At 69.0% G+C, this 21,737-nt stretch carries 18 protein-coding genes and 3 riboswitches; of the genes, 13 read left to right on the top strand and 5 right to left on the bottom strand.

Going from position 1 to position 21,737, the window contains the following annotated elements:
* Positions 1 to 24: 24 nt before the first annotated feature.
* Positions 25 to 136: riboswitch (SAM riboswitch) on the top strand.
* 22 nt (positions 137 to 158) lie between these two features.
* Genes ABIC28_RS10055 through ABIC28_RS10065 form a run of 3 tightly spaced genes read left to right on the top strand, consistent with a single transcriptional unit; the run spans position 159 to position 2,574 of the window.
* Complete coding sequence (locus tag ABIC28_RS10055) at positions 159 to 974, top strand: AfsA-related hotdog domain-containing protein (RefSeq protein WP_097212848.1); 816 nt, start codon at positions 159 to 161, stop codon at positions 972 to 974.
* On the top strand, positions 971 to 1,717 hold the full coding sequence (locus ABIC28_RS10060; RefSeq protein WP_097212849.1) for an HAD family hydrolase: 747 nt from the start codon (positions 971 to 973) through the stop codon (positions 1,715 to 1,717). Before ABIC28_RS10055 ends, ABIC28_RS10060 begins: the two co-directional genes overlap by 4 nt.
* Positions 1,714 to 2,574, top strand: a complete 861-nt coding sequence (locus tag ABIC28_RS10065; RefSeq protein ID WP_097212850.1) for a hypothetical protein — start codon at positions 1,714 to 1,716, stop codon at positions 2,572 to 2,574. The genes ABIC28_RS10060 and ABIC28_RS10065 overlap by 4 nt, the downstream gene beginning before the upstream one ends.
* Before the next feature lie 126 nt (positions 2,575 to 2,700).
* Here the strand turns inward: ABIC28_RS10065 and ABIC28_RS10070 are convergent, their stop codons facing one another.
* From ABIC28_RS10070 to ABIC28_RS10080, 3 genes are all read right to left on the bottom strand, one after another.
* Positions 2,701 to 3,852 (bottom strand): phosphoribosylaminoimidazolecarboxamide formyltransferase, encoded by a 1,152-nt coding sequence (locus ABIC28_RS10070; RefSeq protein ID WP_097212851.1) that lies wholly within the window; start codon positions 3,850 to 3,852, stop codon positions 2,701 to 2,703.
* A gap of 24 nt (positions 3,853 to 3,876) precedes the next feature.
* Positions 3,877 to 3,953: riboswitch (ZMP/ZTP riboswitch) on the bottom strand.
* A gap of 26 nt (positions 3,954 to 3,979) precedes the next feature.
* Positions 3,980 to 5,203, bottom strand: coding sequence for an MFS transporter (locus ABIC28_RS10075; RefSeq protein ID WP_218840985.1), 1,224 nt, complete (start codon positions 5,201 to 5,203; stop codon positions 3,980 to 3,982).
* Positions 5,181 to 5,807 (bottom strand): FMN-dependent NADH-azoreductase, encoded by a 627-nt coding sequence (locus ABIC28_RS10080; RefSeq protein WP_209927779.1) that lies wholly within the window; start codon positions 5,805 to 5,807, stop codon positions 5,181 to 5,183. The genes ABIC28_RS10075 and ABIC28_RS10080 overlap by 23 nt, the downstream gene beginning before the upstream one ends.
* Positions 5,808 to 5,908: 101 nt before the next feature.
* Here ABIC28_RS10080 and ABIC28_RS10085 point away from each other — a divergent pair, with 101 nt between their 5' ends.
* Positions 5,909 to 6,490, top strand: a complete 582-nt coding sequence (locus ABIC28_RS10085) for a TetR/AcrR family transcriptional regulator (protein WP_097212853.1) — start codon at positions 5,909 to 5,911, stop codon at positions 6,488 to 6,490.
* On the opposite strand, the gene ABIC28_RS10090 is transcribed toward ABIC28_RS10085, so the two are convergent.
* Complete coding sequence (locus ABIC28_RS10090) at positions 6,487 to 7,263, bottom strand: SDR family oxidoreductase (protein ID WP_097212854.1); 777 nt, start codon at positions 7,261 to 7,263, stop codon at positions 6,487 to 6,489. The genes ABIC28_RS10085 and ABIC28_RS10090 overlap by 4 nt on opposite strands.
* Before the next feature lie 189 nt (positions 7,264 to 7,452).
* A riboswitch (SAM riboswitch) is annotated at positions 7,453 to 7,566 on the top strand.
* A 320-nt stretch (positions 7,567 to 7,886) separates the two neighbouring features.
* Between ABIC28_RS10090 and ABIC28_RS10095 the strand changes: the two genes are divergently transcribed.
* The 9 genes from ABIC28_RS10095 to ABIC28_RS10135 all read left to right on the top strand — a co-directional run bounded on the left by ABIC28_RS10095 (position 7,887) and on the right by ABIC28_RS10135 (position 19,046).
* Entirely contained in the window at positions 7,887 to 9,035 is a 1,149-nt protein-coding gene (locus ABIC28_RS10095; protein WP_097212855.1) for an ABC transporter substrate-binding protein, read from the top strand.
* Complete coding sequence (locus ABIC28_RS10100) at positions 9,032 to 10,867, top strand: ABC transporter permease (RefSeq protein ID WP_097212856.1); 1,836 nt, start codon at positions 9,032 to 9,034, stop codon at positions 10,865 to 10,867. The genes ABIC28_RS10095 and ABIC28_RS10100 overlap by 4 nt, the downstream gene beginning before the upstream one ends.
* The gene (locus tag ABIC28_RS10105) at positions 10,848 to 11,747 is read left to right on the top strand and encodes an ABC transporter ATP-binding protein (RefSeq protein WP_209927775.1); all 900 of its coding nucleotides are present in this window, start codon (positions 10,848 to 10,850) and stop codon (positions 11,745 to 11,747) included. The genes ABIC28_RS10100 and ABIC28_RS10105 overlap by 20 nt, the downstream gene beginning before the upstream one ends.
* The gene (locus tag ABIC28_RS10110) at positions 11,734 to 12,477 is read left to right on the top strand and encodes an ABC transporter ATP-binding protein (RefSeq protein ID WP_097212858.1); all 744 of its coding nucleotides are present in this window, start codon (positions 11,734 to 11,736) and stop codon (positions 12,475 to 12,477) included. Before ABIC28_RS10105 ends, ABIC28_RS10110 begins: the two co-directional genes overlap by 14 nt.
* 1 nt (position 12,478) lies before the next feature.
* On the top strand, positions 12,479 to 13,501 hold the full coding sequence (locus ABIC28_RS10115; protein ID WP_354578654.1) for an LLM class flavin-dependent oxidoreductase: 1,023 nt from the start codon (positions 12,479 to 12,481) through the stop codon (positions 13,499 to 13,501).
* Positions 13,498 to 13,995 carry a CMD domain-containing protein gene (locus tag ABIC28_RS10120; protein ID WP_143548490.1) on the top strand — a complete coding sequence of 166 codons (498 nt, stop codon included), beginning with the start codon at positions 13,498 to 13,500 and terminating at the stop codon, positions 13,993 to 13,995. Before ABIC28_RS10115 ends, ABIC28_RS10120 begins: the two co-directional genes overlap by 4 nt.
* Positions 13,992 to 14,594, top strand: a complete 603-nt coding sequence (locus tag ABIC28_RS10125; protein ID WP_097212861.1) for a peroxidase-related enzyme — start codon at positions 13,992 to 13,994, stop codon at positions 14,592 to 14,594. Before ABIC28_RS10120 ends, ABIC28_RS10125 begins: the two co-directional genes overlap by 4 nt.
* Before the next feature lie 212 nt (positions 14,595 to 14,806).
* Positions 14,807 to 16,615, top strand: coding sequence for an APC family permease (locus tag ABIC28_RS10130; protein ID WP_257017591.1), 1,809 nt, complete (start codon positions 14,807 to 14,809; stop codon positions 16,613 to 16,615).
* A gap of 13 nt (positions 16,616 to 16,628) precedes the next feature.
* Positions 16,629 to 19,046, top strand: a complete 2,418-nt coding sequence (locus ABIC28_RS10135; RefSeq protein ID WP_097212863.1) for a lysylphosphatidylglycerol synthase domain-containing protein — start codon at positions 16,629 to 16,631, stop codon at positions 19,044 to 19,046.
* Here ABIC28_RS10135 and ABIC28_RS10140 read toward each other — a convergent pair.
* Positions 19,043 to 21,373 carry a DEAD/DEAH box helicase gene (locus ABIC28_RS10140; RefSeq protein ID WP_097212864.1) on the bottom strand — a complete coding sequence of 777 codons (2,331 nt, stop codon included), beginning with the start codon at positions 21,371 to 21,373 and terminating at the stop codon, positions 19,043 to 19,045. The two genes, ABIC28_RS10135 and ABIC28_RS10140, sit on opposite strands and share 4 nt — an antisense overlap.
* Positions 21,374 to 21,737: the final 364 nt, after the last annotated feature.

The following is a 21,737-nucleotide window of genomic DNA, read 5'->3' on the forward strand; positions in this document are numbered from 1 at the left end:
GGGTGGACCTAATTTTCTGTCCACGGTCATGAGTATCAGCGTCAAGCCCCGGCTCGCTGATCGGCAACCCTCCAGTGCGGCGGGGTGCTCCGGGTGACGACCGGATGGCGGTCGTCCGACGCCATAAGCGCTCAATTCAGTCCTCGAAGGGGATACCCATGTCCGCAGTTCAGCTCGCCCCGGCGGCCCTCTCACCGCAGCACCCGGCCGCCGAAGTCGTCGCCGCGATCCCGCTCACGGATCTGGTCGTCGTCGCCGATCGATTCCGTGGCTTCGCCGATGGCACCCGCGTCCACACCGTGTCGGGTCTCGTCACCGCGCTGCGCGGCGGCGCGTTCCGGAACGCGTCCACCGATCTGACCATCCGGCTCGGGCAGGGGATCAAGCGGCACGACAAGGAATACGTCGAGCACGTCGCGTCGATCCATGCCCCCGCCGCAGAGGTCCGCCTGCTCGGCGACATCGCCTCCCCGGCGCCGCGCCACCACGTGCACAAGTACCAGGAGACCAACGTCCTCATCGCCAACCTGGCGCGCGCCGAGGACGGGAGCTTCACCGCCGACCTCCGGATCGACGGGGACAACGAGCTGCTCATCGATCATCAGACCGGCGAGCACGTCCAGGGACTGGTGATCGTCGAGGCGGCACGGCAGCTGTTCCTCGGGGCCTTCGAGCTCGAGTACGGCATCCGCTCGCCCGAACAGCACTACTACGTCGTGTGGAACTCGATCGACCTGTCGTTCAAGACCTTCCTGTTCCCGTTGCCCGCATCGCTGCACGCCCGGTTCGGAGCGGTGTCGATCCAGGATCCGGCCAAGCTGCAGTTCACGATCGACATCGAGGTGACCCAGTTCGGCCGCAGCGTCGCGACAGCGACGATCTCGTTTGCCGCGCTGGAGAACTCGACGATCAGCCAGATCGAACGACGCAAGGCAGCGAAGGCCATCGAGGCCTTCCTCGGGGCCACCGCGTGACGCACACCGGCTCCCGTCCCGTGCAGGTCGCCTTCTTCGACGTCGACGAGACGCTGATCACCGTCAAGAGCATGTTCGCATTCCTCGAGCACTGGCTGCGCGAGCGGGGCGACGACGGCAGCGCGTACTCGAGGCTGCTCGGCGCACTGCGGCGGGCGTCGGATGACGGCACCCCGCGGGAGGAGGTCAACCGCAGCTACTACCGCACGTTCCGTGGGGTGCCACTCGTCGAGCTGGAGGAATCGGGTCGCCGGTGGTATCGGGAATTCGAGTCCACCGCAGCCCCGTACTACGCGGACACCCTCGCCGCGTTGCGTGACCATCGCGACGCCGGTGCCGCGATCGTGCTGCTGTCGGGCTCGTTCGGGCCCGCACTGGGGCCGATCGGGGAGGCCGTCGGTGCCGACCGGATCGTGGCGAGCCGCCCGGTCACGGACGGCCGGGGGCTGCTGACCGGTGAGGTCGAGCGGCCGATGATCGGGCAGGCCAAGGCGGAGGCCGTCACCTCGGTACTGGACGAACTCGGGATCGATGCCGGGAACAGCTACGGGTACGGCGACCACGACAGCGACCTCGCCTTCCTCGAGGCGGTCGGGCACCCGGGGCTCCGCGGCAGCGATCCGGTACTCCGGGCGCACGCGGCCCGGGATCGGTGGCGGGTACTGGGCAGCGCCACCACCGGTCTGGCCGGGGCCGTCCCGCTGCTCGCCGTCACCAGTGCCGGACAGCGAGGTCTTCGATGACAGAACGGGTTTCGGCCGAATCCAAGCTCTACGAGCTCACACCCACCACGCAGGGCCCGCTCTATCCGCCAAGCGAGGCGGTCGACCGCGACGGCAATTTCGTCGTGGTCGGGTGGATCACCCGGGACGCAGGCGACGGCTCCGTCGGGCGGGAGTGGGGGAGCGCGATCGTCGATGCGGGGACCCCGGTTCCCGAGTTCGGGAGCGTGGAGCCGTACACGATCGTGCGCGAACTCGGGACGGAGCTGTCGGCGGAGGACGGGGCGACGGTGCTGCACACCCTGCCGCTCCCGTTGCCCGCCAACAACTATCCGATCGTGTTCGCGCCCGACCAGGTTCCCGAGGCCGCGCAGGTCCGGCGGCCCAGTTACGCGTTCCACGAGACGCCGATCCCGGACCTCCGGTACGAGGACGGTAGGCGCCTGACCCGGCCGGTCACCCTCAGGGACTGGCTGCAGGCGCGGGGCACCGTGCGGGTGGGGGTCAGCGCGGACGGCAGGGACGGCGAGTTCTCCTTCGAGTTCTCGGGTCTGATCCCGGAGTCGCTGTACACCGTGATGTCGCTGCGCCAGCGGGACCTGGACCCGGCCGCGCCGACGCGACCCGGGCCGCTGGGGGTGCCGAACGTGTTCGTCACCGACCAGGACGGCCACGCGACCTACCGGGCCTCGCTGCCGAATGCGTTTCCGCCCCCGGACAGCCCGGGGGCCAATCGCATCGTCAGCGTCGTGGTGCTCTGGCAGAGCTACCAGCAGAACTACGGCGGCGCCATCGGTCAGTTCGGGCTCGGCGGCGACATCCACGCGCAGCTGAAGATCCCGGTTCCCGGCTTTGCGGAGTTCACGACAAGGGACTGAGCCCCGGGGCGCATGCCATCGGCCGAGGATCAGGCCGGCGAGACCCCCGTGGAAGGTGTGGTGTCGCCGGCCTGCGGTCTCTGGACTCGAGGAGGAGGTCCGCTCGCGGGCTGCAGAGTCGGCTCGTCAGTGGTGGAACAAGCGTGTTCCGGTGTGGATCAGGGTCAGTCCCAGCTCTCGGCATGCATCCACGACTTCGCCCGTTCGGGTGGAGCCGCCGGGCTCGACGATGTAGCGCACTCCGAGTCGGCTTGCGTGGTCGATGTTGTCGCGAAACGGGATGTATCCGTCGGAGACGAGGGTGGCATCGGTGAGGCGAGCGAGCCATTCCAGGCGGTCGGCCTCTTCTACCTCCGCGACCTGGGCTGTAGAGGTCACCTGAGCGGTGAGCGCCGTCCGCTGGGAGTCCGTCACAGCGTTCTCGGCAAGGCGAACCTGCCAGTTCAGCCGGTCCTGCCGGGACGTCCCCTCGGCGAATTCGAGTGACTGAATGGCAGGCAGGCGGCGCAGCCACCAGATGCCGGCCTTCGCGCCGGCGAGCCGAGTGCAGTCCACTCGGGACTGCTGACCGGCACCGACGCCTATCGTCATGCCGTCCTTCACGTAGGCCACGGAGTTCGACTGCGTGTAGCGCACTGTGACCATGCCCAACAGTGCGTCGCGGATGGTGTCCGGGCGCGGCGCAGAACCATGCACCACCCGCAGTAGGTCCGCCGTGATTGGCAGCCGATCGCGTTCTTGCTCGAGCACCATTCCGAACACCTCGCGCTGTTCCCATGGCGGCGGCTCGTAGGACGCATCTGCCTCGAGGGCGAGGAATGTGCCGCGCTTTTTCCGCGCCAGAATCTCCACCGTGCCCGGCTCGAACCCCGGCGCGATGATTCCGTCGGAGACGACACCCGCAAGTAGGTCCGCCAACTCACGGTCCACCGGCTCCGAGACTGCGATCAGATCCCCGAACGATGATTTCGGGTCGATGTCCCGCGCACGTACATAGGCAGCGGTAGCGTCGCCGACCGCACCGTCGCCGAGATCCCAAGCGCGGCGCATGGTCTCGTCCAGATCGCCCGCCAGGGCAGCGCCGGCTGGGGAGACATGTTTGAACGAAGCTGCTGCTGCGTCGCCAGTGACCGCCGCAGCCTCTCGAACCAACTGCCAACCGTTCAGCGCATCGAGGTAGTTGATCAACGATGGGGATCCGTGAATGACTCGAACCGGTGGCGCCGGTGAGGTGACGCGGGCGCGCTGATGCGGGTTCATTCCGTACCGCAGTTCCATGTGGGTGCTCCTCAGTAGTCAACTGAGGAGCACCCAGGCGTACGACGCTCCGAATTCGCTTCCTTGTGGTGTCCCACCAAACGCCAGTCGCGATACGCGCGACGTTAGCACTCTTGCCGCTTCCGGCTCAGTCGATCCTCGCCGCCACGTAAGCGAGGGCGGCGCCCGCGAGGGCCACCGCGGCCATCGCGCCCGCGACGGCCCAGTAGCCGACCCCGGCGAGCAGATTGGCCACCTGCGGTCCGGTGCTCGCGCCGACGAACAGCGTGAAGGTGTACAGCGAGGTGGCCGCGCCGCGCGCTGCGCCAGCCCGCTCCGCGATGGCCTGCACCAGTGCCGGCGCCGCAACCGCGATCGCCGCCACGAAGATCAGCAGGCACAGCGCGACCCACGCGTTCCCGAACGGCGCCGCCGTGGCCGCGGCGGTGATCGCCGCCGCGAGCAGCGCCGACACCACCCGGGTCGTCGGAGCCACCCGAGCCAGCCGGCCCGCCAGCAGCGGGACCGCGATCATCGCGGGCAGGGCGCTGGCCCGGAGCGCCAGCATGCCACCGCCGTCGATACCGTCCGGGGGGCTGAGCTGGATCCCGGTGTACAGGCCGACGAACACACCGAGAACGCTGACGCCGCTGACGAACAGCAAGGCCAGCACCGGGTTTCGCAGCAGGGCGACGAAGGGACCGAACGAGGCGCGCAGGCCGCGCGGCTCGTTAGCGGGCGGGCCGGGGACCGGTGCCCGCGGCGCGAGCACGAGCCACGCCGCCACGCCGAACAGCACGAATCCCAGGCTGCTCAACAGGAATATCGCGCTCGGGCCCCAGGCGGCCGCGACCGCCTGCGAGGCCACCTGCGCGAGCACGCCCGCTGCGAGGAAGGAGCTTGTCAGGCAGGTGAGCGCGAGCACCCGACGCCGCGGGTCGATTTGCTCGGCGAGATAGGCGAACGCGGCGGGGGCGAACAGCGACGCGGTCGCGCCCTGCGCGATCCGGGCCGCGAGGCCGAGCTCGAGACTCGGGGCGAGTGCCACGAGCAGGGTCGTCACCGAGGTCGCCAGCAGCCCGCCGACGATCACCGGGCGCCTGCCCCAACGATCGGAGAGCGGACCCGTGACGAGAAACCCCAGCGCGTACGCGAGCCCGAAGCAGGTCGTCGTCCACGTCACGGCCGAGCGCGTCGCCCCCCACTCCCGCGACAGGTCGTCGAGGAGTGGGAGGACGACGTACAGCTGCCCGACGACGAGGGTGCCCGCGAGACAGATCAGGCCGATCGTTCGTCCCGTGGGTGCCCAGCGCGGCTCCGCCGCCGCAACGGCGGGCACCGCCGCGAGATCAGAAGCCGGCTGCGAGCTCACGTGCCCGCTCCTGGGCGACGGCCAGGCCCACCGAGGGGTCGGGCGTCAGGACCGTCGGGGCGTACCGGATCTCGGCGACCGAGTCGATGCCGACGAAACGCAGCCAGTCCTCGACGAACGGGGTCGCGAAATCGGCTCCGAACTCCAGGGGGACGCCGGGGCTGTGGACACCGCTGGTGTAGACGGTGACGGCGCGCTTGCCCGCGAGCAGCCCTGAATACCCCTTCGCGGGGTCGAACTCGAACGCCCACCCCGGCTGGGTGACGAGGTCGATCCACTGCTTGAGGATGTACGGGATCCCGGAGTTCCAGATCGGGATGCTCAGGACATAGAGGTCGGCCGCCGCGAAGCGGTCGAAGACCTCTCGGGCCTGGTCCCAGGCCCGACCCTGTTCGAGCGTCTGCTCCTGGCCTGTGAAGACGGCGAGTTTCGCGCCCGCGGCGGCGGTGCCGAAATCGGGCAGCCGCTCCTCGAACAGGTCGAGCGTGTCGACGGTGAGCGACGGGTCCTGGACGGCCAGGGCGTCCAGGAACGTCGTGGCGATGCTGCGCGAGTCGCTCGATTTGCCGCGCGCGGAGGCGTTGATGTGCAGGGCGTTGGTCATCGAAGGGTCCTTCCATTGTGGGCAGGACATACTTCTACCAACCAGTTGGTTGGAGCACAAGGGTTCCGCGATCCCGGAAATGTTGCGGATAGGATTCGCGCATGAATGAGCATGCCGAGGGATCATCGACGCGACGAAAACTCCTGGACGCGGCGCGTTCTGAGTTCGCGGAGACCGGCATCGCCGGCGGTCGGGTCAACCGGATCGCCGAGCGCGCGGGGGTCAACAAGGAACGCATTTACGGGTACTTCGGCAGCAAGGAGAAGCTGTTCGACGCGGTGATCATGGAGGCGCTCACCGAGCTCGGGCAGGCGCATCCGCTCACTCCGGAGACCGACCTCGACGACTACATCGGGGCGGTCTTCGACTTCCATCGCGCGCGCCCGGACCTGCTGCGGCTGTTGATGTGGGAGTCGCTGCACTACCGGAAGGAGGACCTGCCGAGCGACGAGGCGCGCGGCCAGGTGTACCTGGACAAGGTGCAGAGCCTCGCACAGCTGCTCGGCCGCGAGGCCGACGCGCGCACGGCGATCTCCCTATTCACGCTGATCGGGATCGCCGCCTGGCCGTCCACCGTGCCTCAGCTGCTCACGATGGTGACGGGCGGGACCGAGCCCGCGGTGGACGAGGCCACGCTCCGGGCGTCGATCATCGAGCTCGGTAAGCGTGCCATCGGCACCTAGCGCAGGCTCTGGCCGCCGTCGACGCCGAGTGTGACGCCCGTGATGTACGTGTTCGCCATCAGGAAGAGCGCGGCGTGCGCGGCCTCGTCGGCCGTGCCGACCCGCCCGAGGGGAATGGAACGTCCCGCGGCCGAAACCGATTCGTCGTCGACCGGGCCGCCCGCGTTGCGGGTGAGCGCGCCGCGCAGCATCGGGGTGTCGATCCGTCCCGGCCGGATGGCGTTGACGCGATTTCTCGGCGCTACCTCGAGCGCGAGCCCCCTGACGAACGTCTCGAGCGCGGCCAGTCCGGCGGCGACGACGCTCGTATCGGCCGCGGGCCGGACCGCGAACCCGCCGGAGGTGAAGACGAGCGAGCCCCCGGGCGCCAGTGCAGGCGCCGCGCGTTGCGCGACGGCATAGGCGGTGGCGAGCCGGTCGGTGTACGCCGGTTCCAGCGCCGACCACGGGGTGGTCCGAGTGGGGCCGGTCGCGGCGAATCCCGCCGTCAGCAGCACGTGATCGACCGTGCCTGCGCGAGTGAAGATCGACTCGAGTCCGGCCGGATCGCGGACGTCCGCGGCGATCGGTAGCAACCGGTCGGTATCCGATTCGTCGATCGCGGCGAAGGACCGCTTCAGGCCCGCCTCGTCCCGGGCGACGCCCGCGACGGAGGCCCCCGCCCGGTATGCCATCGCGGCGGCCGCGCGACCTATCCCGGTGCTCGCGCCGATGACGAGTATTCGGCCGTCGGGCACGAAGGGGTTGACCGGTGGCCAGCTGGATTCGTTCACCTCGCGAACACTACTGAATTCGGTTCGGGCCCATTGTTTTCACGGTGATCCGAATTATCGGGAACCGTTTCGGCAAGGTAAATGTGCAGCGCTGGGCGGGTGCGGGAAGGCCGGCGCGGGGCGAGGCGGGCGGCGAACCCAACCGAACGGTTGACACGTCGTAGGGGCCCGGATACCTTCTCTCCCAACGGTCATGAGTATCAGCTGATAGCCCCGGCTTGCTGATCGGCAACCCTCGCGGAGCGGTGGGGTGCCCCGGGTGAGGACCGGGCTGTATCCACGCGGATACGGCAAGCGCCCCTACTGTCGCGAAAGCTGAATACGTTGATTGTCACCACGGAGTGTAGAAGCCGATCAGTGTGAGAACTGATCGGTAATTCGAGTCGAGCGCTCGTGTTGCGTTGGGCAGACCAGTCGAGAATCCCAAGAAGCGGATATCGACGTCTATGCCCGCCTTTTCGAATGACGGGCCGAAATCGGCGATCGGATTGTTTGGCAATGCCGCCGTCCTTTCAGTTCGCCTTCCTATTCCCATTCGCCGCCACGACAACGAGGTCGTGCGCGGTGGCTTCCTGTCTGTCGCGGCGCGCTCGCGTGGACGAATACCCGGAGGAATTCGCAGAATGAGTACCAATCCAGCTGTCCCCGGACGCACCCGCAGGTTAGTGGCGGGAATGGTCGCCTCGGTGTCACTGCTCGGCTTGACCGCCGCGTGCAGTGACTCGGAGGCGGCCACGGCCGGCACCGTCTACTTCGGTGTGTCGGGACCCAAGACGGGGCCGTCGGCAGAGTACGGGCGACTGTGGCAGCAGGGCTTCGACCTGGCGCTGGAGGAGATCAATCAGAACGGCGGCATCGACGGGCGCAAGGTCGAGCTCAAATGGGAGGACTCGCAGTCCGATCCGAAGCAGACCGTGCCGATCGCGACGAAGTTCGTCGACGACCAGTCCGTGATCGCCGAACTCGGGGACTTCTCCTCGCCCGCGTCGATCGCCGCCTCCCCGGTGTACAACCGGGGCAAGCTGGTGCAGTACGGATTCACCAACTCCGCGGTCGAGTTCACCAACGGGGGTGAGTACTCGTGGAGCCCGTCGATCACCCTCGACGTGTTCCAGGAACGCAACGCCGAGTGGGTTTCCCGCAAGGCGAAGAAGGTCTCCGTGGTCTATCTCGAAACCGACTGGGGCAAGCAGGCATTCAAATACTTCTCGCAGTTCGCGGCAGAGAAGGGCATCGAGATCGTCTACTCGTCGCCGATCCTCCCGGACTCGACGGACGTCAAGCCGATCCTGATCAAGGGTCGTGAGGCGGCGCCGGAGGCCTTCGTGCACCTCGGCTACGGCCCCGACGGCGCCCTGGTGGTCAAGCAGCTCCGGGATGTCGGGTTCGACAAGCAGTTCTTCGGTGGCCAGAACACACCGCAGTTCATCACGCTGGCGGGCCCGGCGGCGGAGGGCGACATCGTGAACGGGATCTTCAGCCCGGCGGACACCGATCCCCGTATCCAGGACTTCGTCGGCAAGTTCCGGGCGAAGTTCGGGGTCGACCCGGGCGACTTCAACGTCTACGCCTATGACGCGCTGAAGGTCCTCGTCGACGCCGCGAACCACGGCGGTGCGACGAGGGAGGGTGTCCTCAAGGGCCTGAAGGAATCCGAGTTCAACGGAATCGGGCTGGGCGAGTTCGCCTTCGATCAGCAGTCCCGCCGTCCCGATGGCGTGGCGCCCCGCGAGCTCGTGCTCCAGAACGGGAAGTTCGTACCCACCACATGATCGACACCCTGCTCGCCGGACTCATCCACGGCAACGCCTATGCGCTGATCGCCGTCGGGATCACCCTGATCTTCGGGGTCACCAACGTGATCAACTTCGCCCACGGCGCGGTGTTCGCGTTCGGGTCGATATTCGCGTGGTGGCTGATCGCCGAACTGGGGCTGTCCCTGTGGACCACCATCGTGGTGGTGGTCGCTGTCTCGGGTCTGCTCGGGTTCGTCGTCAACGTCGTTGCGGTGCGACCGCTGAGCCGGGGTCCGGCCGTAGCGGCGCTGCTGGCCACCGTCGCCGCGGGCATGATCATCGAGAACCTCGTCCAGATGATCTTCGGCCCCGAGACACGACCGTTCCCGCAGGTGCTGCCGACCAACAACTTTCAGATAGGTGGAGTGCGGTTCGGGACTTCGGATCTCGTGATGTTCGCCATCACGATCGTGGTCATGGCCGGCCTCGCAGGCTTCCTCAAGTACGGCAGGTACGGGCTGGCGATCCGGGCGACGGCGCAGGACCCCGATGCGGCGCTGCAGATGGGGATCCCGGTACCCCGCGTGCAGAACCTGGCGTTCATCATCGCGTCGGGCCTCGGCGGTCTGGCGGGAATCTTTGTCGGACTGTACAACTCGAACATCTCGCCGACCAGCGGCACGATCGCCGGGATGAGCGGATTCGTCGCGGCGACGATCGGTGGACTGGGATCGATCCCCGGCGCGGTGCTCGGAGGCTTCGTGCTCGGCATCATCGAGGCCGTGGGGATCTACCAGTTCGGGGACGGATACCGGGACCTGATCACCTTCGGCGTGCTGATCGCGGTGCTCGTCTTGAGGCCGGGGGGACTGCTGGCGAAGGCGCCGTCGATCTCGAGCGAACCGTTGACCGGCACCTTCCTCGGCTCGGGTCGACAGATCCGGGTGCAGTGGTGGCAGGCGGCCGCCGCCTTCGCCGTCGTCGGGATCGGGGTGCCCCTGGTCTCGGGCAGCTACGGACTGGTGGTCGGGACCCAGATCATCGCCTACGCCATAATCGCGGTCTCGATGACGCTGGTGGCGGGCTCGGCCGGTCAGCTCACCATCGGCCAGGCCGGTCCGATCGCGATCGGTGCGTACACCTCGGCCATCCTCACGATCAGCTACGACTGGCCCTTCCTGGCGGCGGTGGCCACGGCCGCGCTGACCGCCGCGATCGTCTCGTCCGTCCTGGCGGCTCCGGTCTGGAGGCTCTCCGGTCACTACGTGGCGATCGCAACGCTCGGGATCGGTGTCGTCACGGTCGCCATCATCCGCAACTGGGAGTCGGTGACCCGGGGCAGCTACGGACTGTTCGGGATCCCGCCGCCGCGGATCTTCGGGTACGAGTTCTCCACCGCTACCGACCTTTTCCGCCTCGATCTGGTGTTCCTGGCCCTGACCGTGGTGGTGGTGGCCGCGATCCAGCGGTCACACCTCGGCACGGTGCTCAGGTCGGTCGGGTCCGACGAGGTGGCGGCGAGGTCGTCGGGCGTGCGGGTGCGCGACTACAAGGCGCTGGCCTTCGCGATCAGTGCGATCTTCTCCGGCATCGGGGGAGCGCTCCTCGGACACCAGTACTCGTACATCGATCCGACGGTGTTCAACCTGGGGCTCTCGCTCCTGGTGGTCACCATCATCGTTCTCGGCGGGACCGGGTCCCCCTACGGCGCGATCCTCGGCTCGGTTGTCCTGATCGGCGTCCCGGAGCTGTTCCGGCTGGCGCCCGAGGTCCGCATTCTGCTCTACGGGGTGATCCTGCTGTTGATCATCCGATTCAGGCCACAGGGAATCTGGACGAGGAGGGACCGTGTCAGCGCAGCAGTCTGAGCAGATCCTGTCGGTGGCGGGGCTGCGCCGCGCCTTCGGCGGCGTGCGCGCCGTCGACGGGATCGACTTCGAGGTCAACAGGGGTGAGTTCGTCTCCATCATCGGGCCCAACGGGTCGGGAAAGAGCACTACGATCAACCTGGTGTCCGGCGTTCTCCGTCCCGACGCCGGACGGATCCTGCTGCGCGGCAATGCGGTACGGCCCGGATCCCCGGAGGCGGCTGCCGAGGCGGGCATCGCGAGGACCTTTCAGAACGGCCGGGTCTTCGGGAACCTCACGGTGGCCGAGAACGTGGAGGTGGGGCTGCACAGCACCCTCCGGGCCGCGCGACCGCTGCGCTCCCTGGTCCGGTATCCCGTGATCCGTTGGGTTCCGATCCTCGCGGAGACGGCGCTCGCGCTGGTGCCAACCCGGAAGGTGCGGGCCGAGCGGGAACTCCTCCGCGCCGAGGTGGACTCCGGGCTGGCGAGATTCGGGGAACGGCTGGCTCCCCGCGCGGGCGACCCGGCGTACACGCTGTCCTACGCGAACCGGCGACGCACCGAGATCGCAAGGGCCCTCGCCCTCGACCCCGTCCTGTTGCTGCTCGACGAACCAGCGGCGGGCATGAATCAGAGCGAAACCGCCGAGGTCGCACGTCAACTGGCCGAGCTCAAGGCGCACGGGCAGACCATCGTCCTGGTCGAGCACAAGCTCGAACTCGTCAACCAGCTCTCCGATCGGGTGATCGTGATGGACGAGGGTTCGATCATCGCGGTCGGGACCCCGGCAGAGGTGCAGGCCGACGAGCGGGTGATCGAGGCCTATCTCGGTCGTCGCCGGCTGCGACCTGCCACGGTCGGCGCGGAAGGACAGGTGGACTCCGATGGCGGTCGATGAGCACGCGCCCCCGATCCTCGAACTCGACGGGGTGAGCGTGTATTACGGACGCTCGCGAGCCCTGAACGAGGTGTCCATCCGAGTCCGGCCGGGCGAGATCGTGTCCCTGCTCGGGGGGAACGCCTCCGGCAAGTCGACGACCATGAAGACCGCCCTCGGGCTGCTGACCCCCACGACCGGGCGGGTGCTGATCGACGGGGAGGACGCCACCGCGGTGGCCCCAGCGGGCCGGATCAAGGCCGGGTTGGCCTCGGTTCCCGAAGCGCGGCGGGTGTTTCCGGAGATGACGGTCGAGGAGAACCTGTACGTCGGCGGCTATGTGCACCGCGAGCGGCGCTCGGTGCTGGCCGAGCGGGCAGCCGAGTTGTTCGATCACTTCCCGCGGCTGGCGGAGCGACGCAGGCAGCACGCGGGGACGCTGTCCGGTGGCGAGCAGCAGATGCTGGCGTTCGCCCGGGCACTGATGAGCCGGCCTCGGCTGATCTGCATGGACGAACCGACGATGGGATTGTCCCCGCTGTTCGTGGACCGGGTGCTGGACGAGATCGTCCGGCTCAACGAGCGGTTCGGGCTCGCGATCCTGATCGTCGAGCAACAGGCCGAGCTCGCGCTGTCCATCGCGCATACCGGCAATGTCCTGGTGAGCGGCGAGATCGTGCTGCACGGCGAGGCCACCGATCTGTTGGGCAATCCCGCGGTACGAGAAGCATATTTGGGAAAGGTGGCATGACGTGACCGGGAGCAAGCGGCTCGGATGGTTCACCCGGCTGGTCGGTGACGAGAGCCGGGACGCGGGAGATCTCTACCGCGACGCGCTGGCGCAGTTCGCCCTCGCCGAGGAGTTGGGTTTCGACGTCGGCTGGGTGGCCCAGCATCACGTCGATCCGGCGGAGGGTGGCCTGCCGTCGCCGTTCGTCTTCCTGGCGCACGCGGCGGCCCGGCTGAGCACGATCCGCCTCGGAACGGCCATCGTGACGCTCGGGCTGGAGGACCCGATCCGGGTCGGGGAGGACGCCGCGGTCCTCGATGCCCTGTCCGGCGGCCGGCTCGAACTGGGTCTCGGCACCGGGGGGTCGGCGAGCGCCTTCGCGTTGTTCGGTCATGCCGACGCCGATCGACGGGCCCTCTACGACAACAAGATCAAGCGTCTGACGGCCGCATTGTCGGGGGCCCCGACGGGCGACGGCAAGGCGCTGTACCCGCGGGCGTCGGGGCTACTCGAGCGTCGCTGGCAGGCGACCTTCTCGGGGTCGGGCGCCGTGCGGGCTGGCGAATCCGGGGACGGCCTCCTGCTGTCGCGGACCCAGCCGAGGGAGCCCGGTCTCGCGGATGCCTCCCTCGGACAGGTCCAGGGGCCGCTGATCGCGGCATACCGGGAGGCGCTCCCGGCGGGCGCGCGGCCGCGGATCGGCGCCTCGCGCAGCGTGTTCGTCGCCGACGACCACGAGGCGGCCTGGGAACTCGCGCGCCGAGGCGCGCTGCGTTTCCGGGCCTACCTGCAGGAGATCGGCCTCGCCGACGGCAGCGAGAGCGCCGAGGAGATCCTGCGTGATTCCGTGGTCGGCACCCCGGACGAGGTGACCGACCTGCTCGCCGCCGATCCGGCGGTGCAGCAGTCGACCGACCTGATCTTCCAGGTTCATCCGATCGACCCCGACCAGGCGGCCACGTTGCACTCCATCGAACTCATCGCCACGAAGGTGGCCCCGCGCCTCGGCTGGAATGGCGCTCACCGGAAGGAATCACGACCATGACGAGGTCATCGACCCAAGCCCCACCGAACCCGACGGCGGACGTGCTGGACAGGGTGATCGGCGCCCCGCTTGCAGACGCCGTGTCCCCGCTCAGATCGGCGAGGCCCGCGGTCGCGGAGCACACCCAGCGGCTGCACGACGCATTCTTCGGAGCGCAGTCCCCGCACCGCGAGCAGCTCACCGCGATCGCGTTGCGGGTGACGGTGCTCGCCGCGCAACCCACACTCGTCGAACACTATTCGGCGCTGCTGCCCCCGGACCTCGTCGCGGCGGTGACGGCGGGAACCGTCGACGACCCGGAGCTCGCGGCGTTGCTGCGGCACGCAGAGCTGCTCACCCTCGACCCCGCCGCCGCCACAAGGGAGGCAATCGAGAGCCTGCGCTCGGCGGGCCTGACGGAGGCCGCGATCGTGACCGCGTCCCAGCTGATCGGCTACGTCAACTACCAGATCCGGCTGGTCGCCGGGTACACCCTGATCGGAGAATCGGTATGAGCGAGGTACGCGAGGTCGAGCAGCATCGCCGCCCAAGCGATTTCACCCAGGACCACCTGGACTGGGTGCCCTGGCTGGAGCCGATCCGGCTCGAGGACGCGACCGAGGAGCAGCGGACGCACCTGGTGGGATTCCGCGGCGAGAGCCCGTACTTCCGGCTGCTGGCCCGCGACCCGGAAGTGCTCGGCGAGCGGAGCGCGAACGACAAGGAGATCTTCTACGGGCACGGTGGGCTCTCACGCACCGAGCGGGAGCTCGCGGCGACTGCCACCTCGCGGCTCAACGGGTGCGTGTACTGCACCTCGGTGCACGCACGTTTCACCTCCGAGCTGTCGAAGCGGCCCGCCGACGTGCAGAAGATCCTCGACGAGGGCGTCACCGCCCGCGTCGACGATCGGTGGGACGCCGTCGTCGACTTCGCGGCGGCGCTCGCCGCACAGCCGCCACGCGCCGACTCGGGTCACTTGGCGCGGCTTCGTGCGGTCGGCATCACCGACGAGGAGATCGGCGACCTGGTCCTGTCCACCGCGTCGTTCTCGTGGGCGAACCGGCTGATGCTCAGCCTCGGCGAACCGGAGGTCCCCGCGCAGGCGGAGTGAGGTCCGAGCCGGCGCGGCGACAGCACCACAGGACGCGTTTTCCCGGGTGAGACCCCTGCCGGTGGCAGTATCGGCTTGTGACCACCAGGGATCGAGCACCGTCACGGGTGCGGTCCTGGCTGTTCGAGAACATCACCGAGGAGCCGTCCGGGCACCAGGGGCCGTTCCGGGTGGTGTCGAAGCCGGAGCACAAGCACCCGTGGTGGAAGGTCATGTGCCTGACGGGCGTCGACTACTTCTCCTCGCTCGGGTACCAGCCGGGCATCGCCGCCCTGGCCGCCGGTGTGCTCTCGCCGATGGCGACCGTGGTCCTCGTCGCGCTGACGCTGTTCGGCGCGCTGCCGGTGTATCGCCGTGTCGCGCAGGAGAGCCCGCGCGGTGAGGGCTCGATCGCCATGCTGGCCCGACTGCTTCCGAAGTGGGGCGGCAAGATCTTCGTCCTGGTTCTGCTGGGGTTCGCGGCGACCGACTTCATCATCACCATGACGCTGTCCGCCGCCGACGGTGCGGCGCACGTCGTACAGAACCCGTTCGCGCCCGCGGCCCTGCGCGGGGAGAACCTGCTGGTCACGCTGGTCCTTCTGGGTCTGCTCGCGGCCGTCTTCCTCAAGGGCTTCGCCGAGGCGATCGGGATTGCGGTCGCACTCGTCGCGGCCTACCTGGCGCTGAACCTCGTGGTGGTGGCTGCCGGACTGTGGCACGTGGCGACCGCGCCCTCCGTGGTGACGGACTGGACCGCTGCCCTGACCGCCGAGCACGGCAACCCCTGGATGATGGTCGCGATCTCGCTGCTGGTCTTCCCGAAGCTCGCGCTCGGCCTGTCCGGCTTCGAGACGGGGGTCGCGGTGATGCCCCAGATCGAGGGCGATCCGAGCGACACCGGATCCGCGCCGCGCGGCCGGATCCGCGGGGCGCGGCACCTGCTGACCACCGCCGCGCTGATCATGAGCGCATTCCTCATCGTGACCAGCTTCCTGACCACCGTGCTGATCCCGGCGGACGAATTCAAGGCAGGGGGACAGGCCAACGGGCGCGCGCTGGCCTACTTGGCCCACGAGTACCTCGGCAGCGTCTTCGGAACCGTGTACGACGTGAGCACCATCGCGATCCTCTGGTTTGCAGGCGCCTCGGCCATGGCGGGCCTGCTCAACCTGGTCCCGCGGTACCTGCCCCGGTTCGGGATGGCCCCGGACTGGGCGCGTGCGGTGCGCCCGCTGGTGCTGGTGTTCGCGGCGATCGCGTTCGGCATCACCTGGTATTTCGACGCCAGCGTCGACGCCCAGGGCTCGGCCTACGCCACCGGTGTCCTGGTGCTGATCACCTCCGCCTCCGTCGCCGTCGCGCTGTCCGCATACCGGCGGGGCCAGCGACGCAAGGCGATCGGCTTCGCGGTGGTCGCGGTCATCTTCGTCTACACGACAGTCGTCAACATCGTCGAACGCCCCGAGGGCCTGCATCTGGCGATCCTGTTCATCCTCGCGATCCTGGGCGTCTCGTTCGCCTCCCGCTTCACGCGGGCCTACGAACTGCGTGCCTACTCGGTGAGCTACGACGCTACGGCGCGGGAGCTGATCGACGAGGCCGCGCGGGGGGTCATCCGGGTCATCGCGCACGACGCCGACCGTCCGGACCCGGCGGCGTATCGGGCGAAGGAGTCGGCCCGGCGCCGGGTCAGCCGGATCCCCGCCGCCGATCCCATCCTCTTCCTCGAGGTGAGCGTGACCGATGCGTCGGAGTTCGCCACCGACCTGCGGGTGCACGGGCACCGCCGCGAGGGGTTCCGGGTGCTGACGGTCCGCAGCGCGGCCATCCCCAACTCCATCGCCGCGATCCTGCTCGACATCCGGGACCTGACCGGGACCGTCCCGCACGTGTACTTCGAGTGGACGGAGGGAAACCCGGTCCGCAACCTGCTGCAGTTCCTGTTCTTCGGGCACGGTGAGGTGGCGTCCGTGACCCGGGAGGTGCTGCGGCGCGCCGAGCCCGACGTGGCCCGCAGGCCGCACGTGCACGTCGGATAGGCTCGATCACCCCATGCGAGTCGACGGACGAGAGATCCCGGTCCAGGGCAGCCTCCTGCAGCCTTTGCGTCGGCGTACCAATGATCAGCTCCGTGTCGTGCTTGCGGCGCTGTGCTTGGGCGCGGTGATCGCCACCTCGCTGATCACCCGCGGCCGCTGGGAGGCCGTGGAGAACTCGGTGTCGGACCTGATCGGCGTCGCGTCGCCGGAGGCCTCGACCCGGATCTACCTGCTGTACGGCGCCGCGATCGTCATCCTCCCGTTCGCGATCCTGGTCGGCCTCGTCCTCGGCCGACGCTGGAAGCTGCTCGCGGGGTACGCGACCGCGGGCCTGCTCGCCGTCGCCGCGCTGTCCATCACCGGCACGGGGGTGTCCGCGCCGAAGTGGCACCTCGATCTGGACGGGCACCTCGACACCTTCCTGTCGCAGTTCCTCGACGACCCGCGCTGGATCGCGATGCTGGCCGCGATGCTGACCGTGTCCGGTCCGTGGCTGCCCGCCCGCTGGCGTCGGATCTGGTGGCTGCTGCTGTTCGCCTTCGTGCCGATCCACCTGTTCGTCAGCGCCGTCGTCCCCGCGCGGTCGGTGTTGGGGCTGACCGCCGGCTGGCTGATCGGCGCGCTGGTGGTGCTGTTCGTCGGCACTCCCGCGCTGGAGGTCCCCGTCGATCTCGCGGTCCGGATCCTCGGCAGGCGCGGTCTGCGGGTGGACGCGCTGTCGGTGCTCAGCCCCACCGGGCCGGGCCCGCTCGTGCTCGCCGCCGATTGCAGCCCCGGTTGGCGGAAGGTCGATCTCGGGGTCGATCTCAGGAAGGCGGGCGCGGACGACGAGGTGATCCTCGAGCTCTTCGGGCCGCACCAGCGCAGCGAGGGCGCGCTCCGTCAGGTCTGGCACTGGCTCACCTTCCGGAGCGCGGAGACGCCCGCGCCGTACGCGTCGCTGCGCCGGGCGGTCGAGCACCGGGCGCTGATGTCGACCGCGGTCGGACGGATGGGGCTGTCGTCCAGCCTGGCCGTCGCGGTGTCCCCGCTCGAGCGGGGCTGGATGCTCTACGCGCATTCGGTGCCCGCAGGGACCCCGCTCGAGCAGGCGCAGCCCGAGCACCTCGAGGCGGCCTGGTCCGGCCTGCGGGTCTTGCACGCGAATCAGGTCGCGCACGGCGACCTGCGCCCGGACAACCTCCGGATCAGCGGGGACCGAGTGCATTTCGAGGGCTTTGCGCACGCGGAGGTCGGTGCCTCGGACGCGCAGCTCGAGTCGGACATCGCCCAGTTGCTGCTGACCACCGGGGCGCGGTTCGGGCCGGAATCGGCGGTGCGGGCGGCGCTCGAGACGCTGGGCGAGGACGTGGTCCTCGCGGCGTCGGGCAGGTTGACCAAGTCCGCGATGCCCAAACGGGTTCGCCGGGCACTGCCGGATGCGGACAAACTGATGTCGGCCACCCGGCACCAGGTCCGGACCCAGACCGACTCCGAGGTGATCAAGACCGAGCAGGTCACCCGCTTCAGCCGGAACCAGATCATCCAGCTGGTGCTGTTGATCGGATTGGTCTACGTCGCCTACCCGTTCGTCAGCCAGGTGCCGACATTCCTCACCGAGCTGCGGACCGCGAACTGGTGGTGGGCGCTGCTCGGTCTGGTGGTGTCGGCGTCGACGTACATCGGGGCGGCGGTGGCGCTGTGGGCCTGCGCGTCGGAGTCGGTCCGGCTCAAGAACCTGGTGATCATGCAGTTCGCCAACACCTTCGCGGCCACCACCACGCCCGCTGGGGTCGGGGGCCTGGCGCTCAGCGTGCGGTTCCTGCAACACAACGGGCTCGGCGGGGTGCGGGCGACCGCGGCCGTCGCGCTGCAGCAGACGGTCCAGGTGGTCACCCACATCGGTCTGCTGATCCTCTTCAGCATCGCGGCGGGCAGGAGTGCGGACCTGTCCGGCTTCATCCCGAACGCGACGGTCATCTACCTGGTGGTCGGTGTCCTGCTCGGTGTGGTCGGGGCCTTCATGATCGTGCCGAGGTTGCGGCGCTGGCTGATCGACGAGCTGCGTCCCCAGATCGCCGACGTGAGCACCGAGCTGCTTGACCTCGCGCGCGACCCGGGCCGGTTCCTGCTCATCGTCGGCGGGTGTGCGGGCACCACCCTCGGTGCCGCGCTCGCTCTCTGGGCGAGCGTCGCAGCATTCGGCGGCGAGACCAGCTTCGTCACCGTCACCATCGTGACGATGATCGGCGGCACGCTGGCGTCCGCCGCGCCGACCCCCGGCGGCGTCGGCGCGGTCGAGGCGGCGCTGATCGGTGGACTCGCGGCCTTCGGAGTGCCCGCCGCGGTCGCGGTGCCGTCGGTACTGCTGTACCGGGTGCTCACCTGCTGGCTGCCGGTGTTCGCCGGCTGGCCGATCCTGCGCTGGATGCAGAAGACCGACCTGATCTAGGTTCCCCGGAGCGAGTCGACCACCGCGGTCAGCAGCCGGACCGCGCCGTCCTTGTCGAGGGGGTCGTTCCCGTTGCCGCACTTGGGGGACTGCACGCACGACGGGCACCCCGCCGTGCACTCGCAGGACCCGATCGCGTCCCTGGTGGCGCGCAGCCAGCGCAGCAGCTCGGCGTGCCCGCGGTCCGCGAACCCGGCGCCGCCCTGATGGCCGTCGTAGACGAACACCGTTGGCAGCCCGGTGTCCTGGTGCAGCGCCGTCGACACCCCGCCGATGTCGCCGCGGTCGCAGGTGGCCACCAGCGGCAGCAGTCCGATCGCGGCGTGTTCGGCGGCGTGTAGCGAGCCGGGGAACCGGTCCGGGGTGATGCCGGCCCGTTCCATCAGTTCCGGTGTCACCGTGTACATCACGGCCCGCGTGTTCAGGCGCTGCGGCGGCATGTCGAGCTCGATGGAGTCGAGGACCTCGCCGGACGGCAGCCGCCGGAGGTAGCCCACCACCTGGTGGGTGACCTCGACCTCGGTCAGCGCCACCGTGACCGGGCCGTGCTCGCTGTGCTCGAGGAGGGAGGTGATGACGATCTCGGTGGTCTCGCGCGCCGAGGTGCTCCACTCCGGGGTCTCGGCGTGCACCAGCGCCAGGCCCTCCTCCAGATCCAGCATGTCCACCACGAAGGACTCGCCCTGGTGCAGGTGCACCGCCCCCGGGTGGGCGGTCGCGGGGGCGCGGCCGCCGTCGACGGTGCCGAGCATCCGGCCGGACTCGGCGTCGACGATGGCGACCTGCTTGCCGATGCCGCCTCGGATGTCCACGGACGCATGGGGGTTGGATTCCGCGGTGACGAACCAGCCATGCGCGCGACGCCGGATCAGACCCTGCTCGGCGAGCCGGCCCAGCAGCTCGACGGCGCCGAACTGCTCGACCTCGGCGTCGCTGAGCGGCAGCTCCATCGCCGCGCACAGCAGCTGCGGGCCCAGCACGTACGGGTTCGACGGATCCGTGACGGTGGCCTCGACGGGTTTGTCCAGCAGCGCGGCCGGATGGTGGACCAGATACGTGTCGAGCGGATCGTCGCGGGCGACCAGCACCACAAGGGAGCCTTCGCCGCGGCGGCCGGACCGCCCGGCCTGCTGCCAGAACGAGGCGACGGTGCCGGGGAAGCCGGCCACCACGACCGCGTCCAGGCCGGCGATGTCGACCCCGAGCTCGAGGGCATTGGTGGTCGCGGCGCCGAGTAGGGTCCCGTCCGCGAGCGCAGCCTCCAGCTCGCGTCGGTCCTCGGCAAGGTAGCCGGCCCGGTAGGCGGCGACCCGTTCGGTCAAGTCCGGGGCGGACTCCGCCAGCAGCCTTTTCGTGCCCATCGCGGTCAGCTCGGCGCCGCGGCGCGAGCGGACGAAGGTCAGGGTCCTGGCGCCCTCGATCATCAGGTCGGCCATGATCCGGGCGGCTTCCGACCCGGCGGCGCGGCGGACCGGGGCGCCGTTCTCGCCGGTCACCTCGGCCATCAGCGGGGGCTCCCAGAGCGCGACCGTTCGCGGGCCGTGTGGCGAGCCGTCGACGGTGACCTCCGCGCAAGGGGCGCCGATCAGCCGGGACGCCGCGGCCCCCGGTGCCGCGGTGGTGGCGCTGGCGAGGATGAACACCGGGTCGGCGGCGTAGCGGCGGGCGATCCGCTTCAGCCTGCGCAGGACCAGCGCCACATTCGAGCCGAAAACGCCTCGGTAGGAGTGACATTCGTCGATCACGACGTAACGCAGGTTGCGGAAGAAGTGGGCCCAGCGCTGGTGCGAGCGCAGCATGCCGATGTGCAGCATGTCCGGGTTGGTGAAGATCCAGCGCGAGTTGGTCCGCACCCACTGGCGTACCTCGGTCGGGGTGTCGCCGTCAAAGGCGTTGGGGTAGACGGTGGCGAGCGATTCGGCCTGCTCGGTCAGCGCGATGGTGGACCGGATCTGGTCGGCCCCGAGGGCCTTGGTCGGGGCCAGGTAGAGGGCGGTCGCGCGCGGGTCCTCGGCGAGCGCGGTGAGGATGGGCAGCTGGTAGGCCAGCGACTTCCCGGATGCGGTGCCGGTGGCGACCACGACGTGCTCTCCCGCCGCGGCGAGCGAGGCGGCGGCCTCCTGATGTGTCCACGGCAGCGGGATTCCGTTGCCGCGCATGGCATCGACGACATCGGCGTGAATCCACGGTGGCCATTGCGTGAACTGGGACTCGCGTGCCTGCAGTTCCGCCACGTGGGTGAGCGGGTCCTCGCCGCGAGGGGTGCCCGCCAGCACCCGATCGAGCAATGACTGCCCGTAGCTGGCTGCGGCGGCCGGTTGGCTCACTGATAACTCCGAGTTCGTTGGGTGGCCGCGTACACGTGCCGGTTCACCTGCGGTTTTGATCGTACTTGCCGGGATGTGTTTAACACTGTGCAGCCCTTGTCAATAACTTGACGAGTGTCCAATAGAGCGGTTGCCGACGCGTCGTCGGATACAAGATCAATTCTTTACGACCATTGTTGGATTTCGACTGTTGTCATCGCGCGAACCGTGCTTGACTTATAAGTGGTCGCAGCTTCTGTGTTCGTGTACGCGCTCGCAGGATCGATGTTGCGAGCGCGGTGGCGATGCTTTTCCTGAGGGGGAAATCAGCGGTACAGCGGTCGGAACCGGCCCGGTGGACTGTTGACTGCTGTTCACCGAATCC

Origin of the sequence: Rhodococcus sp. PvR044 (genome assembly GCF_040548995.1) — a bacterium.
GTDB lineage: Bacteria > Actinomycetota > Actinomycetes > Mycobacteriales > Mycobacteriaceae > Rhodococcus_G > Rhodococcus_G oryzae.

Excerpts from the sequence above, each read along its gene's own strand:
- ABIC28_RS10120 (WP_143548490.1), top strand. The coding sequence starts at position 13,498 with ATGACGAGGTCATCGACCCAAGCCCCACCGAACCCGACGGCGGACGTG.
- ABIC28_RS10055 (WP_097212848.1), top strand. The coding sequence starts at position 159 with ATGTCCGCAGTTCAGCTCGCCCCGGCGGCCCTCTCACCGCAGCACCCG.
- ABIC28_RS10095 (WP_097212855.1), top strand. The coding sequence starts at position 7,887 with ATGAGTACCAATCCAGCTGTCCCCGGACGCACCCGCAGGTTAGTGGCG.
- ABIC28_RS10125 (WP_097212861.1), top strand. The coding sequence starts at position 13,992 with ATGAGCGAGGTACGCGAGGTCGAGCAGCATCGCCGCCCAAGCGATTTC.
- ABIC28_RS10080 (WP_209927779.1), bottom strand. The coding sequence starts at position 5,807 with ATGACCAACGCCCTGCACATCAACGCCTCCGCGCGCGGCAAATCGAGC.
- ABIC28_RS10085 (WP_097212853.1), top strand. The coding sequence starts at position 5,909 with ATGAATGAGCATGCCGAGGGATCATCGACGCGACGAAAACTCCTGGAC.
- ABIC28_RS10070 (WP_097212851.1), bottom strand. The coding sequence starts at position 3,852 with ATGGAACTGCGGTACGGAATGAACCCGCATCAGCGCGCCCGCGTCACC.
- ABIC28_RS10110 (WP_097212858.1), top strand. The coding sequence starts at position 11,734 with ATGGCGGTCGATGAGCACGCGCCCCCGATCCTCGAACTCGACGGGGTG.
- ABIC28_RS10100 (WP_097212856.1), top strand. The coding sequence starts at position 9,032 with ATGATCGACACCCTGCTCGCCGGACTCATCCACGGCAACGCCTATGCG.
- ABIC28_RS10065 (WP_097212850.1), top strand. The coding sequence starts at position 1,714 with ATGACAGAACGGGTTTCGGCCGAATCCAAGCTCTACGAGCTCACACCC.
- ABIC28_RS10135 (WP_097212863.1), top strand. The coding sequence starts at position 16,629 with ATGCGAGTCGACGGACGAGAGATCCCGGTCCAGGGCAGCCTCCTGCAG.
- ABIC28_RS10130 (WP_257017591.1), top strand. The coding sequence starts at position 14,807 with ATGTGCCTGACGGGCGTCGACTACTTCTCCTCGCTCGGGTACCAGCCG.